We start from the raw sequence: 16,386 nt of genomic DNA on the forward strand, positions 1-16,386 counted from the left end.
ATGAGAAAAATAATAATTGTATCCTTTTTAGCTCTTTGGGCAGGAAGCCTGCTGGCCCAGGAGGTGGAAGTGACCGGTGCCATTACGGACCCCACCCAGATCCCGCTTGCAGGTGTAAGCATAACGATCAAGGACCAGGCAGGGCTGGGGACGGCCTCTAATGCGGAAGGGCACTATAAAATTAAAACCGATCCCTACAGCATCCTCATTTTTTCCTACGTCGGATATAAAACACAGGAAATTAAAGTAGGACAGAAAACACTGGTCAATGTGGTACTGCAACCGGCAGATTCCAGCATTATGGACCAGGTAGTGGTTACCGCAACTGGTGTGAAACGAAAGATTACGGAAACCGGAGCGATCACAACGGTGAATGTTAGCGATCTTCGGGTGCCGACGGCAAACCTTACCAATGCACTGGCCGGTAATGTAGCGGGTGTTATCGCCATGCAGACCTCCGGGGAACCCGGTTTTAATAACTCCCAGTTCTGGATCCGGGGTATGTCTACCTTTGGGGCCAACCAGGGCGCACTGATCATGGTGGACGGTTTTGAGCGGCCTTTCAATGAGATCAATATAGAGGATATCGAGTCCTTTTCGGTGTTGAAAGATGCTTCAGCCACCGCACTGTATGGCTCCAAAGGCGCCAATGGCGTGATATTGATCACTACCAAGAACGGACGTGCAGGCAAGATCACCATTGACGGAAGGGTACAGGCCGGCTATGTGGCACGCACCCGTACGCCTGAATATGTAGATGGTTACGAATATGCACAACTGGTAAATGAAGCGAGGGTAACCCGCAACCAGGAGCCCTTGTATTCAGCCAATGAACTGGAGATCATCAAATACAAGCTGGATCCGGATCTCTATCCGAATGTAGACTGGATGAACCTGATGCTGCGCCCCTATACGAATAATGTTAATGCCGCTGTTAACTTTAAGGGTGGCGGGACCACCGCGCGGTATTTTGTTTCAGCAGCTTATTTTAATGAAGGAGGCATGTATGAATCGGATGAATCGCTGAAAGAATATAAGACCAATGCCAACCGCCAGCGCTGGAACTATCGTACCAATTTTGATTTCGACATTACAAAGACAACCCTGCTGCGCCTGGGGGTTGCGGGTTTCCTGGAAAAAAAGAACTCCCCGGGGTTAGGACATTTTATCTGGGAGTCTGTGGTGGGTACCAATCCCATTGCAACACCGGTGCTGTACTCAAACGGACTGGTACCGGCCTACGGTACTGCGGCACAGACCAATCCCTGGGTGCTTACCACGCAAACCGGTTATAAAGAATTCTGGCAGAATAATATTAACACCAATGTAAACCTGGAACAGCGCCTTGATTTTATTACCAAAGGACTGCGCGCCGTGGCGCGGGTGGCATTTGATGCTGATAGCCGTAACGAGATCTACCGGCAAAAATGGCCGGAACAGTTTTATGTGGAACGCAGAAGGGACCGTAATGGTAACCTGGTGATGCTGCGCAGGTCAACAGAAGCATTGTTGTTCCAGACCAGTGCCGCCAGTGGTACGCGTATCCTTGAACTGAATGGGGAACTGGTGTACAACCGTAATTTTTCAGGGCACAATGTGGATGCCCTGGTGCGGACATTCCGGCGTGAGTCCCGCAGCTCTGTCAGCGTAGGCACCGATATTGCCAATGGGATCCCTAACCGGAATGTTTCTGTTTCCGGTCATGCCGGCTATGCTTTCAGGAACAAGTACCTGGCAGCTTTTGATTTTGGTTATACCGGTTCGGAGAATTTCAGGGTAGGCCGGCAGTTCGGCTTTTTTCCGGCATTCTCCGGAGGATGGGTGCTGTCGGAGGAAAAATTCTTAAAAAATGTCCCCTGGCTGGATTTGTTAAAGGTTCGCTATTCGCATGGCTGGGTAGGCAACGATAACCTTGGCCGGCGCTTTGCCTACCTCAGTACCATTGATTATTACAGGAACAATGAAAATGTGATCAACCGGTCGTTCAACTTTGGGGAGCTGATCAGCCCCAATATCTATAACGCGCTGGGCTACCAGCAGGTGGGGTCCGATCAGCTGACCTGGGAAACAGGTGTGAAAAAAGACCTGGGGCTTGAGATCAATATATTGAAGAATATGTTCACCTTCTATATGGATTTCTTTGAAGAGACACGGGATGATATTTTTATCCAGCGCAATTTCCTTCCGGCAATGGTAGGCATCAGCAGCAGCCCTTACGCGAACGTCGGCAAAACAGAGAACCGCGGATTTGATGGCAACTTTTCCTTCCATAAGCGTTTGCATGCAGTCGACTTTACCGCACGCGGAAATATTACCTATTATAAGAATAAGATCATTGAGCGGGATGAGCAATATAATTTTTATCCCTATCTCTCACAGGAGGGTTTCCGGCTGGATCAGTCCAGTGGCCTCATCGCCGAAGGTCTATTTAAAGATTATGAAGAGATACGGAACAGTGCCAAACAGACCTATGGCCCTTATATGCCCGGCGATATAAAATATAAGGATGTAAATGGCGATGGTGTAATAAATGACGATGACATTGTACCCATTGGGGCCAGTTTCCGGCCGGCGCTGATCTATGGTCTGGGTATGTCGGCAAGCTGGAAAGGAGTCGATTTTAATATACATTTCCAGGGCGCAGGCCGGTCTTCTTACTTCCTCAACGGTCCCAGTGTTTATCCGTTCATACAGGGTTCCTGGGGGAATATCCTCACGGAAGTTGCAGACCCTTCGAACCGCTGGATCTCTTCGGCCATATCCGGAGATCCCAGGACGGAGAACCCAAATGCAAAATACCCGAGACTCAGTTATAATGGCAGCGCCAATAACTACCGGGCTTCCACTTACTGGCTAAGGGATGGGCAGTACCTGCGGCTCAAAACCCTTGAGCTGGGTTATTCGTTCCCCAAATTATTACTGCAACGGTTCCGGATGTCTGGTGCGCGGGTTTATGTGATAGGACAGAATCTGTTCGTATGGGACAAGCTGAAGGTCTGGGATCCGGAGCTGGCAAGTGGCAACGGTATGGCTTATCCGCCTTCCAAAACAATAACTGTTGGTTTAAATCTTACATTATAAAACTATTAATAATGAGAAAAAGCATTTTTGGAATAATAGTTTCGCTGTTGCTCCTTCAGTTTTTTGGTTCCTGTAAAAAGTATATGGATATGGAGCACTTTTTTAAGGACCGGCAGAATCTTGATACCGTTTTTGCAAGGAGGGATTATACAGAACAATGGCTGGCAGACGTATTCACTCACCTGCGGCTGGATAATATGGATGTGGGCAGTAAAGATTATGTGCCAACGAACCTGATCTCCGACGATATGTTCTTTGGCGACAGGGGCGATGAGTTTGACAGCCGTACCTATAAAATGTATAAGAACGGAGAGTATACCGAAAATTCCTGGCAGGACTCCTGGGCCTCCTGCTACCAGGGTATCCGCAAGGCGTCTATTTTTATAGATAATGTAGATAAGAACCGGCAGATGACAAAGGCTGAAATTACGGACCGTAAAGCACAGGCACGGTTTTTAAGAGCGTATTATTATTGGCTGCTGCTAAGAAAATATGGCCCTGTACCGCTGGTGCCGGAGGAAGGGCTCGATTATACAAAAAGTTATGATGAACTTTCGCTGCCCAGGAATACTTATGATGAATGTGTGGACTTTATTACAAAAGAATTGGCGCTGGCAGCGCAGGATCTGCCAACGGGCCGGGATGGCCGTAATGTAGTGCGCCCCACAAAAGGAGCGGCACTGGCAGCCAGGGCAAAGATCTATTTATACGCAGCAAGTCCATTGTTCAACGGGAATACAGAAATGGCTGATCTTACGGATGGCAAGGGCCGGCAGCTGATCCCGCAGCAATACAATGAGGAAAAATGGGCGAGGGCCGCTGCTGCCGCAAAAGAGGTGATGGATCTGGGTATTTACAAGATCTATACTTATCCCTATCATGCAGAAGACCAGGGACCGGATTATCCGCCCACCATTATTCCGCCTTTCAATGCAAAATATTCCAATTCAAATTTTCCCGCAGGATGGAAGGATATCGATCCCTTTGAATCCTACCGGTCGTTATTCAACGGCAGCATTACGTTTCTGGGCAATCCGGAAATTATCTTTTCGCGCGTGACAGAAATCGGCGACCGCGGAGTGAACGACCTTCCCAAGCACCAGACCCCCCAGTCCATGGGCGGCTGGAATGCACATGGAATCACACAAAAACAATGCGACGCCTATACGATGAACGATGGCAGTGATGTGCCGCTGAATCCGCGTGTTCCGGGTTTTACAGAAGATAATACCTCCTACAAACCCCTGCCCGCGGGCGTTTCCCTGCAATACGCGAACCGGGAACCCCGGTTCTATGCCTCTGTTGCATATAACGGCAGCATCTGGTACCGTAACAGCCTGATCGATCCCAATGAAAGAAGCCAGCAGGTATTTTATTACCGCGGTTCGCCGGATGGCAAGCGACCTGCATCTCCCCAGTTTTATATCCGTACCGGATTGGGGATTAAAAAGTACGTGAACCCTATGGATTCCTGGGGCACCCAGCCGGGCTCTTATACAGTACCTAAAACAGAACCCGCCATCCGTTATGCGGAGGTATTGCTGATCTATGCCGAGGCGTTGAATGAACTGAACGGCGCTTTTAATATTCCGGCGTATGATGGTAAAACAAGTATTGCTGTAGCCCGCAATACGGCAGAAATGAGCGCGGCCATCAGCCAGATCCGCATCAGGGGCGGCGTCCCGGATTATGATGCCGGTATTTATGCCTCAAAGGAACTGTTCCGGAAATCACTCAAACGCGAACGCCAGGTAGAGCTGCTTGGAGAAAACCACCGTTATTACGACCTGCGGCGCTGGAAGGATGCCCCGGTGGAAGAAGCAACACCGGTAATGGGCTGTAATATGGACATGACCGATGCACAACGGGAATTGTTTCATACACCTATTATCATCGCCTCATTGCCGACGGTGTTTGTACGGAAAATGTACCTGTGGCCGATACCACATGCTGAAATGCGGAGAAATGTGCGGCTGACACAAAATCCCGGCTGGACAAACCCTTATTAATAACCCCATAAATTTCAGCGATGGCACAGGATAGCATTCACTTCTTCAGACAATAATGAGAGATGCGCGCTGTTCTCCGCTGAAACACAATAAAACCCTACACATGAAATATCGTTATATATACCTGCTCATGATCGGCCTTTTTGCAATGGCCTGTAATAAAGAATGGGAGGAGGAACTGTTTGAAAAGGATGTGTCTTTTGTGAACAACGGCGTGGTACCTGTGTATGCGAAGTACCGGGCGACAGGTGGGGCGGTTACACTTAAAGTGCCTGTTGTTTTAAGCGGCAGTACCACCAATACGGAAGAGATACAGGTTACCCTTGATATGGACAATGATACCCTTCAGACATTGAATTTTGAGCGGTTCAGGAACCGGCAGGATCTGTATTTTTTGCAGCTGCCGCAGGCCAATTATTCGTTCAGCTCTAACACAGCCACCATCCCCGGAAATTCAAATGTAGGGTACTTTGACCTTAATCTGAAAATGGAAAACCTGGACATGTATTATAAATACCTGTTGCCGGTAAAACTGGTGTCCACCTCAAAATACAGTGTTTCCCCCCGCAGATGGTATAAAAAATCACTGATGCAGATCATTCCCTTTAACGATTATTCGGGCCGATACTCTGTACCCGGCGAGGTAAAAAGAACGGGAGGTGATGATCCTGCACTGAGCACGCCCTACCGGAATGCATGGGTGGTGGATGAAAAGACCGTTTTCTTTTATGCCGGCGTTATCGAAGAAGAAGCATACGACCGGCTGAAGTATAAACTACTGGCACGCTTCAATGAAGATGGAACCATTACACTTACTGCCACAGACCCTGCTATAAAATTCAGCCAGAACAGTGGCACCTACACGATCGAAAAGAAAAAAGACGAAGTGCAGCCTTACCTGGAGCGGACCATTACCACGATGAACCTGAACTATGAGTATGAGGATGTGACCAACCCCGCTTTCCCGTTGCGTTACCGCTTTACCGGGGCCATGGTGCTGGACCGGGCACGAAATACACAGATACCGGATGAAGATCAGCAGGTGATCATTAATAATGATGTGTTTTAGATAACGAAGCTCTTTGTAGGATAGCGTGTTCATGATGCCTCTCCAATGAGCTGAAAAAATGGCGGAGCCGGCACCAGAAGCTGCTGCAGACCGGTTTTTCAGCTGCGCAAACGGTTTCACTAACATTGGTTTTAAGAAGGGAATGCTGTATTTTGCCGCAATTCAAATCATTATCATGCGTTATCTTCTAACCTTCGTCTTGCTTTTCAGTATCGTGCTTTCCAACGCCCAGGATGTAAGCCTGGCCCTTCAGAAAGAACCACCCATGACCGCGGCACAAAAAAATGCCCGCTGGCAAACCCTTAAAGGAGGCACACAGGTCAGCTTCCTCAACAGTAACAAACGTTATCCGCAGGACCGCGTGCCGGATGCCGTTGTAAAAAATGTAGCAACACTGACAGCCTGGAAAGGGGAGCGGGTGCATACACAGCTGGGGATATGGTCTGCCAAAGAGATTGCCCTTACGGCAACTGTTGGTGCATTAAAGATGAAAGGCGCGGAAATTCCCGGCGAAAATATTCAGATCGGGATGATGGGTTATGTTATGACGGATGAATTCCGCAATGGCTGCGGGCATCGTAATCCGGCGGACTTTGATTCATCGCTGGTAGCTGATGCGATTGATTTTGAAAAGAACAGCGGCACGGTAAAACCAAACCAGGTGCAACCCCTTTGGGTAAGCATCGATGTGCCTGCCACCGCTCCGGCAGGCAGTTATGAAGGCACTGTCACTGTAAAAGCGGATAAAGAATACCGGTTAAAACTTATTGTAAAGGTGCTGGATAAGGTATTGCCGCCGGCTTCCGACTGGACCTTCCGCCTGGATCTGTGGCAGCACCCCGCGGCGGTAGCCCGGGTACATAAGGTACCCTTGTGGAGTGATGCACATTTCGAGCTGATGCGGAAGTACTACACCATGCTGGCAAAAGCAGGACAAAAATATATTACGGCCAGCATCGTGAACGAACCCTGGGGGCATCAGACCTATGACGATTATCCCAGTCTGATAAAATGGACCAAAAAGAAGGACGGCAGCTGGAGCTTTGACTACAGCCTGTTTGATAAATACGTGGACTTTGTAATGAGCACCGGTATTAACCAGCGCATCAATTGCTACAGCATGGTACCCTGGAAGGTCGCGTTCCAATATTTTGATGAAGGACTGGGCCGCGACACGGTGTTTACCGGTAAGATCGGTTCGGACGAATACAATGCGTTCTGGACGCCCATGCTGAAGGACTTTACACAACACCTGAAGTCGAAAGGCTGGTTTGAAAAAACCACCATTGCTATGGATGAACGCCCGATGGATGCGATGAAGGCGGTGATCCAATTGTTAAAAGGGATTGACAAGGACTGGAAGATCGCCCTGGCAGGGGAATACCATGCGGAGATCGAAAAGGATATCGATGACTATTGCATCGCTTCGGCACACCAGTTCCCTGCGGATGTGCTGACGGCGCGGGCACAGCGCGGACAGCTGAGTACCTGGTATACCTGCTGTACGGAAAAATATCCCAATGGCTTTACCTTCTCGCCACCGGCGGAGCATGTTTGGATCGGCTGGTATACGGCTGCAAAGAATATGGAAGGCTACCTGCGCTGGGCCTATAACAGCTGGGTGGCGGATCCGGTAAACGACAGCCGTTTTCGTACCTGGCCTGCGGGCGATACCTACCAGGTATATCCCGGACCGGTTACCTCTATCCGTTTTGAAAAAATGATCGAGGGGGTACAGGATTTTGAAAAGATCCGCATTCTCAAAAAACAATACAAGGAGAGCGGCAATGCCGTAAAACTAAAGCGACTGGAAGCGGCGCTCACTGCTTTTGAAATTAAAAACCTGGAACGTCAGTCAGCGGCAGATATGGTGTCGAAAGTAAAGCCGTTGATCAATTAATAAAGAGCTCTTTTTCTCCCGCAGATAAGCGCTGATTATTTCCTGCAGATAGCTGCTGATGCTTTCCGCGTGGATCAGCGCAGAAGATCTGCGCCGTTCTGCGGGGACCCTTCCATTCATTGTGTCGCTTTTTAGCCCTCTATTTGTCGTATGCGTACAGCAAATGGCTGGCTATTGTTGCCGAGCTTTGTACCCTAACAAAACGACATTTATATGAAAAAGCAACGCGCTATTGTTCTCTCTTTTGCCTTGGTCATATTGATCGCAGTGTCCTGCCGGCAGACGCCAAAAGAGGCTGCTTCGGGTGCAGCCGCATCAAAAGATACCGCGGCCGCATCTCCGGCCAAGCTGACGGATAGCGGCTATGTGGAAGTGAACGGGCTGAAAATGTACTACGAAGTATACGGCCAGGGAAAACCTCTTGTAATGATCCATGGTTCTTTCATGAATATACCGCTCACCTGGTCGCAGTTTATACCACTGCTTGCAAAAAACCGGAAAGTGATCGTGGCTGAAATGCAGGGCCATGGCCGCACAAAGGACATCCCCCGCGAGCTGAGCTATGAGGGCATGGCCGATGATGTGTCCGGTCTGCTCCGGCATCTTAAAGTGGACAGTGCCGATGTGCTGGGCTACAGTATGGGAGGAGGAGTGGCCTTCCAGATGGCAGTGCGCCATCCGGAGCAGGTACGCCGGCTGATCGTACTGTCCGGCACCTATGCGCACGACGGCTGGTGGCCCGATGTGGAAGCCAGCTTTGCAACCATGAATGCGGATATCTTTAAAGGCAGTGCTATCGAAAAACAATACGACAGCATGGGAAATGATCCGGCCCGTTTTCCGGACTACATAAAAAAGGTGATCAGTATAGATCTGAAACCCTATGACTGGACCAATGAAGTCAAAAATATAAAAGCCCCGCTCTTTATGGTCATTGGTGATGCAGACGGTGTGCGGTACGAACATGCGCTGGAGCTGTTCAAAGCCAAAGGCGGCGGCAAAATGGGCGATATTCATGGCCTGCCAAAATCACGACTGGCGATTCTGCCCGGCACCACCCATATCGGGATGATGTTGCGGACGGACTGGCTGATCCCCATGATCACCGACTTCCTGGACTCCGACCTGAGCCCGGCGCCGCCGATGTTCTAGACCGGTCGGCTCCTCGTATGGTGGCGCTTCTTTATCTGTGCTGCGGACCGGGTTGTTCCTTTTTACCCGTCATCAGGAACAATGCGGCAGCCGGTACAGCAAGCCGGAATCCTGAAAAGATATAAAAAGTGGCCGATGGGTACCTGCAATTGCTGCAGGTGCCCTTTATGCGGATACAGGATTAAAAGCAACTGTGGATAAATTTAAATGAGATTCGGTGCTTTCCGGGGCATACAAATCAATTTATTTCTATAATTTGCGTCTCCCCCAAAAATCAGCATCCCACAGTTATGACACAGGAGTACATCGAGATCCGCGGTGCGCGGGAAAATAATCTAAAGAACGTTGACCTCCGGCTGCCCAAGCGGCAGATCAATATTTTTACGGGCGTATCCGGTTCCGGAAAGTCGTCGATCGTTTTTGATACGATTGCCACCGAGGCACAACGCCAGTTGTATGAGAATTTCAGCATGTTCATCCGCAGTTTGTTGCCCAGGTTTCCGCAACCCGATGCAGATGTTATCGAAAAACTCGGTATGGCAGTAGTGGTAGATCAGAAGCGCCTGGGTGGCGGATCGCATTCCACCATGGGCACCATTACCGATATTTCCCCGGTACTGCGTGTATTGTTCTCCCGGGTAGGCACCCCCTGGGTGGGCTATGCCAATGTTTTTTCCTTCAACGATCCGCAGGGAATGTGCCCGGAGTGCAGCGGTCGCGGCCGTAAACTGGGCTTTGATGCCTCAAAATTTGTCGACCGTTCAAAATCATTGCAGGAAGGCGCTATACAGGCTCCGGGGCTCGTTTCCTGGGAGAAGGATATGTATGCGCACAGCGGTTTTTTTGATGTGAACAAAAAGCTGGCCGATTATACGAAGGAAGAAATGGACCTGCTATTGTACAGCGGCCCCAGAAAGTTCAAACTGAAGTTTGGCAACAGTGATGTGAATGCCACTTATCTCGGACTGATCGAGAAATTTGAACGGGCCTATATCCGGCGCGATATAAAAACACTTTCCGAGCGCAAACAAAAAACGATCATGCCCTACCTGCAGGAGCAGCCCTGTCCGGCCTGTAAAGGCGCACGACTGAATGAAGCCGCCTTATCCAGTAAGATCAACGGGAGGAATATCGCCGAACTATCGGCCATGGAAGTGGGGGAGTTGATCCCTTTTCTGAAAGCCATTAATGATCCCGTGGCGGTCCCCCTGATCCGCACCCTTACCGAACGGCTGCAGCACCTGGTGGATATGGGCCTCGAATACCTGAGCCTGAACCGGGAAACGGATACCTTGTCCGGCGGCGAATCGCAGCGGGTAAAGATGGTAAAACACCTGGGCAGCAGTCTTATCGATGTGCTGTATATTTTTGATGAACCCAGTGTGGGCCTGCATCCCCGGGATGTATACCGGCTGAACGGATTGCTGCAAAAGCTGCGCGATAAAGGCAATACGGTAATTGTGGTGGAGCATGATCCGGATGTGATCCGCATTGCCGATCATATTGTGGATGTGGGACCGAATGCCGGAACAAAAGGCGGACAGATCATGTACGAAGGCCCGCTGGATGGTTTGCTGCATACCGATACGCTTACGGGCAGGTACCTGAAACAAAGCCTGCCGCTGAAAACCGGCAGCAGAGCACCACGCGGCCGGTTACCGGTAACAGGCGCCCGCATCAATAACCTGCAGGGCGTGGATGTCAATATTCCCGAGGGGGTAATGACCGTAGTAACCGGTGTGGCGGGATCCGGAAAAAGCTCGTTGATCCATCATGCCTTTCTGAAAGCCCATCCGGAGGCAGTAGTCATCGATCAATCGCCTGTGGGCACGTCCACCCGCTCCAATCCTGCCACCTATACCGGCACGATGGACCTGATACGCAAGGCTTTTGCCACAGCCAATAATGTGGATGCAGCGCTGTTTTCCTTTAATTCAAAAGGGGCCTGTGAAAACTGCCAGGGTACGGGTGTCATCTATACCGACCTGGCCTTCCTGGAAGGAGTGAAGACCCGCTGCGAGGTATGCGAGGGGCGGCGCTATAAAGAGGAAGTGCTGGCGTACCGGCTGAACGGGAAATCCATTTCCGACGTGTTGCACATGACCGTGCAAGAAGCAGCTGCCTTTTTTACCGCAAAGGATATCCGCAAAAAGCTGGATACCATGATAGAAGTAGGACTGGAATACCTGACCCTGGGGCAGCCGCTGAGCACCCTCTCCGGCGGGGAATGCCAGCGCATCAAACTGGCCAGCGAACTGCACAAAAAAGGAAGCATCTATGTAATGGATGAGCCTACCACCGGACTGCACCTGTCGGACGTAGGCCGGCTGATCGAACTGATGGAGGGCCTGGTGAATAAGGGCAATACGGTCATTGTGATCGAGCACAACCTGGAGGTGATCAAAAATGCGGACTGGATCATCGATATGGGGCCGGAAGGCGGCCACAAAGGCGGACAGGTGATCTTTGAAGGGACACCGGAAGCACTGATGGCTTATCCCGGATCACATACCGGCGTTTACCTGAAGGCGGCTGTGGAAGATATCAATACTTTCAGATCATCCTGAGCGCAACGCAGTGGAGTCGAAGGATCTCTCAATTATAGGACTGTTTGGCATTACAGGGATGTTTCGGCTGCGTTGCACTTCGCTCAACAGGACGTTGAAGTGTGATTTGTTACTGCTATGAAGGCATGTCAAACCTTCGCTACCGTCATCCTGAGCGCAACGTAGTGGAGTCGAAGGATCTCTCAATTATAGAGCTGTTTGGCATTACAGGGATGTTTCGGCTGCGCTGCACTTCGCTCAACAGGACGAAAGCGTGATTGTTGTTCCGTCATGCTATTTTGGTTGCGCAGACTCGCCGTCGTGTGCTTTGTTAATCAACCATATGCCCACTTTTTTTATAAAGGCCATTGGCCTGGCTGATTGCTTACAACTCCGGAATTTATTCCGGAGGCAGGAACATGCTACAGAGCGCAGAGTGCCATAGGCACGGTGCATAAAGGCATCCGCCCGGCGGAAATAGTAAAACACAGCTACCTCATTTAAAGCCTGCGCGCATAGGTTTTTGGCTGGGACGGGGCGTGGTTTGCTTGATACTGGCCTTTCTTCCATCATGCGGAGCGCGGCGTGCTGCTATACCCATGTGCATCCCTTCTTTATAAAGGCCATTGGCCTGGCAGGTTTTTAATAGATCTCCAGTTGACGCCCTGGCTCACGTCCGGATCCATAAGCATCAACTTATGGTCCGAATCTATGGTTCTCCTGTTTCCACTGTAGGTTTTTACAACGAACGGGGGTTCGTTGTTGGTATATAAGGGCGACGCAATGCGTCTCCTGGCTTGCTTGCTTTTTTACAACAATGCTTTATCCTGGCGTATAAAAGGCCAAAGGGCTGCATTATACATAAACAACTCCGGAATTTATTCCGGAGGCAGGAACATGCTGCGGGGCGCAGAGTGCCATAGGCACGGCCCATAAAGGCCGCCACCCGGTGGAGATAGTAAAACGCAGCTACCTCACTTAAAGCCTGCACGCATAGGTTTTTGGCTGGGACAGGGCGGGACTTGCACGATACAGGCCTTTCTTCCACCATGCGGAGCACAGAGTGCTGCTATAGGAACATGAAGCACCCACGTGCATCTCTTCTTTATAAAGGCCATCGGCCTGCCTGATTTCTTAACAACTCCGGAATTTATTCCGGAGGCAGGAACATGCTGCGGAGCGCAGAGTGCCATAGGCACGGCCCATAAAGGCCGCCGCCCGGTGGAGATAGTAAAACGCAGCTACCTCACTTAAAGCCTGCGCGCAAAGGTTTTTGGCTGGGACAGGGCGGGACTTGCACGACACAGGCCTTTCTTCCACCATGCGAAGCACAGAGTGCTGCTATAGGAACATGAAGCTCCCATGTGCATCCCTTCTTATATAAAGGCCATCGGCCTGCCTGATTTCTTAACAACTCCGGAATTTATTCCGGAGGCAGGAACATGCTATAATGTATAGAGTGCCATGGGCACGGCGCATAAATGCCATCGGTGTGAAGCCCGCCTGAGTGACGAAGTAGCGTGAGGAATAGCAGCGGCATCCTTTTGCAGAGTGCAACGGAACAAAAGATATAGCGGATTATCCGCCATCTTTTTTATTGTTTTTTAATGGAGCTCATGAGAGCTTCGCCGTTGCCCGACCCCGGCCGTGTGCTGGGCCACGCAGCGCTGGCAGGGGGGACGCCCTAAAAATTATTTCTTTTCTATCAACTGTTCCAATCGCGCCATCATCTCATCTTTCTCCTTTACCGCAGCAGGGAACCGCTACAGGCACACGGTCTTAAAACGGCGAGCCGCTATCGCACAGCTGCGGCGGGTTGTTCCCTGTTAATGAGCTCTATGGCTTTTTCCAGTACCTCATCCCGTTCCTCTTTTATTCCCCGGATGGTGGGCTTTACGACTACATCCGGCACAATGCCCACCCGTTGGGTTTCCTCACCATCGGGGTAATAGATGCCGAGTCCGCTGATCATCGAGCTGATGCCACCGGGCAATTGAAGTCGGGATACATTTCCATCTGCCCCGGCCGTGGTTGAGCCCATTACGATGGCATTGGGATGCGCGCGGTAGCCCATGGCATGAAATTCAGAAGAGCTTTGGGAGGTTTCGTTCACCAGGATCACTACCCGTCCCTTATAATAATTGGGGTTGTCCATCCCGATATTCAACGTTTTTTCAAAGCGGAACTGGCCCGGGTTCCGGAGGTTGCCCCGGGTAATTTTTACAAACGGCCGGGTTCCGGGCATCAGGTAGAAGCCCAGATCATAGATCACAAAATCCGAAGGATAGTTGCGGTTATCTATAATGAGTCCCTTTGTGGGGGCAATAGCTTTCCAGATCTCCGGCAGGTCGGCCTTTTTTATAGAACCATTGTTGAGGTAGGCGATGTCTTTATTGATGAGCCGGAAGCTGGTGTCTTTGCGCTGGTATTTGGCATAAATATTTATTTCTTTGGTAGTGTATGTTTTTAATACCAGGTCCTCTGTTTTGTTCGCTCTTTTAAATCCCACGTGCAGCACAGAATCGTTTGTTCTTAAAAAATCGGCGGCAATATCTCTTAGCTGGGTGGGGTAGTTGGATGCGGGCCGGTATTTGAGCTGTTCCTGTATGATTTTTTTAACCGGCCGGCCATTGACAGATACAATCCTGTCGCCCCGCAGCAATCCCGTTTTTTTACCCAGTTCGTTGTCGTAATACCCCGTAACCACGGGCTGATCTTCTACAAATGTAATTTCAACCGGCGCATACCGGGTGCCGTGATAGGCATTCAGCCGGGCATTGTTTCCCCATATATTCGCATGCGTGTCATGCACCCGTGCAATGAGCTCCAGGGCAGTAAGGGTATATTCCGTCGTATCTCTGTTGCTCATAAATTTTGGAATAAACTCCTCCAGTACATTTTTCCAGTCTTCCCCGATCAGCTGTTTATACGGAAAATAGTACTGGATCATATTCCAGTAGCGGTACAGGGCCAACAGGCGAAACCCCGCATCCGGGAAGGGGTTAGAGGGGTAGGCCCTTTCGTTTTTAAAGTCGGCATTACCCGTAGCTGTAAATCCCAGGTAATAATTTTCCTCCGGCGCATCCAATTGCTGGATGGTGGTAAGCAGGCCGGTAAGCTCCGGGGAAAACCGGTCATCCCGGATCCAGGCCAGATCCGGCTCCATTTTTATCACGGAGGTGCTTTCCTTTTTTGATCCGCCCGGGGCATCGATAGGCCCCAGGTTCCGGATCCAGGAGGCCAGCACCGCATCCCGTTCCGGTTGATTTCCCGTATTTAATATTTTTGGCAATATCCGGAACAGCTCATAATCCCAGTTCCATAATCCTTTTGCAATATCCGGATGCCGGTATTTTAAAAATCCCCAGATCAGCCCCAGCACTTTCAGGTTTGCGACCTGCTTTTTATCCGGTGTCATGGCAGCTATATATGAGCCGTTGTCAAACGCTTTGTCTTCCTCTGCCGGAACCACTTTTTTCTCAAGCGGTTTCAGCTGTTCAAGCGGTACACCGTCGATGCTTACTTGTAGGTCGTCCATCCACATTTTCCCCGGGCCGGCCAGCAAACCGCCCACTACAATTTGCTTGGTTTTGTCAGGAGCCATGTCTAAAACGATCTCATATTTTTGCCAGCCGGTGGTACCTTTAATGCCCCTTTGCTGCATATTATCAAAAGCAATATTGGGGTCGATCCGCACCCACAACCCTGCAAATCCGTCGCTCACATTTTCTGTTTTTACATAACCCGAAAGTTTAATCCTACGGCCGGCATAATTGCCCGGAAGCGTAAATGCCCAGGCGTGGTAACCGCCATGATCCGGGAGCGACTGGATGGTTGCCGCATAAGCGCCGCTTTTTACAGCCGCTGTATCCAGGGAAAGCAGGTAGTTCTTTTCGCCAAAGTCTTCCCATCCCAGCGGTTTTTGGTCCTTCGCCATTTCAAAATCCAGGTTCAGGCGGGATGCAGGCCCCTGGGCCTGGCAAAAATTCATTGCGAAGAGGAGGAACAATACAGCAGTTGCTGGTAATACTCGTTTTTTCATTGCAGGCATTTTTAATTTTGGATTCATAGAGCGTTTTATAAATATACGATTCCTGCTATATAAACCCAGGCACGTGCCTTTTTTTAATATAATTTTGGCAAAGGCCAGCCCCCCGACTTTCCCTTTGCCACAACGCTAACATAGCTCATGAAGGTGACATATCACAGTAGGGATTAGCGGGATATTTTTGGGCGTGCCCCAGCCCGCTATGCGAGGGCCCACGCAGGGCTGGGTCGGGCTATGCAGGGGTTCCGTGCTGCGCACCGGCCGCTGTTGACGGCCGCCCTTTCTATCCCTCACGCGGGCATCCGCGCCATAAAACCGATAAACGTTCATTGAAGAATAAGAAAGACCTCGCCGTCATTCCGGCCACCCCATAAAGCGATAACATTTCTTCCTACGATTGTTCTTTAAGGATAACGATCCGGATATGTGCCGGATATTTTTTTTACTGTCAAACAGCTGCAACGCAGCGTTGATCCCCGAAGCAAGCAGGCCATAACAGGTATCGAAGGTGCAGTACACCGGTCACAGGATTTATACGGGGCCGGTGTACAAATTACCGCTGCTCCGCAGCTGGGGTGCTC

At 50.3% G+C, this 16,386-nt stretch carries 7 protein-coding genes; 6 read left to right on the forward strand and 1 reads right to left on the reverse strand.

Annotated features, from left to right (window positions below):
- From K7B07_RS22500 to K7B07_RS22525, 6 genes are all read left to right on the forward strand, one after another.
- Window positions 1-3,081 carry a SusC/RagA family TonB-linked outer membrane protein gene (locus K7B07_RS22500; RefSeq protein WP_223712791.1) on the forward strand — a complete coding sequence of 1,027 codons (3,081 nt, stop codon included), beginning with the start codon at window positions 1-3 and terminating at the stop codon, window positions 3,079-3,081.
- Between the two features lie 11 nt (window positions 3,082-3,092).
- Complete coding sequence (locus tag K7B07_RS22505; protein WP_223712792.1) at window positions 3,093-5,090, forward strand: RagB/SusD family nutrient uptake outer membrane protein; 1,998 nt, start codon at window positions 3,093-3,095, stop codon at window positions 5,088-5,090.
- Window positions 5,091-5,193: 103 nt separating this feature from the next.
- On the forward strand, window positions 5,194-6,159 hold the full coding sequence (locus K7B07_RS22510; RefSeq protein WP_223712793.1) for a DUF4973 domain-containing protein: 966 nt from the start codon (window positions 5,194-5,196) through the stop codon (window positions 6,157-6,159).
- 175 nt (window positions 6,160-6,334) lie between these two features.
- Entirely contained in the window at window positions 6,335-8,059 is a 1,725-nt protein-coding gene (locus tag K7B07_RS22515) for a DUF4091 domain-containing protein (protein ID WP_223712794.1), read from the forward strand.
- A gap of 213 nt (window positions 8,060-8,272) precedes the next feature.
- Window positions 8,273-9,211, forward strand: a complete 939-nt coding sequence (locus K7B07_RS22520; RefSeq protein ID WP_223712795.1) for an alpha/beta fold hydrolase — start codon at window positions 8,273-8,275, stop codon at window positions 9,209-9,211.
- A gap of 290 nt (window positions 9,212-9,501) precedes the next feature.
- Window positions 9,502-11,778 carry an ATP-binding cassette domain-containing protein gene (locus K7B07_RS22525; RefSeq protein ID WP_223712796.1) on the forward strand — a complete coding sequence of 759 codons (2,277 nt, stop codon included), beginning with the start codon at window positions 9,502-9,504 and terminating at the stop codon, window positions 11,776-11,778.
- 1,774 nt (window positions 11,779-13,552) lie between these two features.
- Here K7B07_RS22525 and K7B07_RS22530 read toward each other — a convergent pair.
- Window positions 13,553-15,799, reverse strand: a complete 2,247-nt coding sequence (locus tag K7B07_RS22530; protein ID WP_223712797.1) for a S41 family peptidase — start codon at window positions 15,797-15,799, stop codon at window positions 13,553-13,555.
- Window positions 15,800-16,386 lie beyond the last annotated feature (587 nt).

Source organism: Niabella beijingensis (assembly GCF_020034665.1).
Classification (GTDB): Bacteria; Bacteroidota; Bacteroidia; order Chitinophagales; family Chitinophagaceae; genus Niabella; species Niabella beijingensis.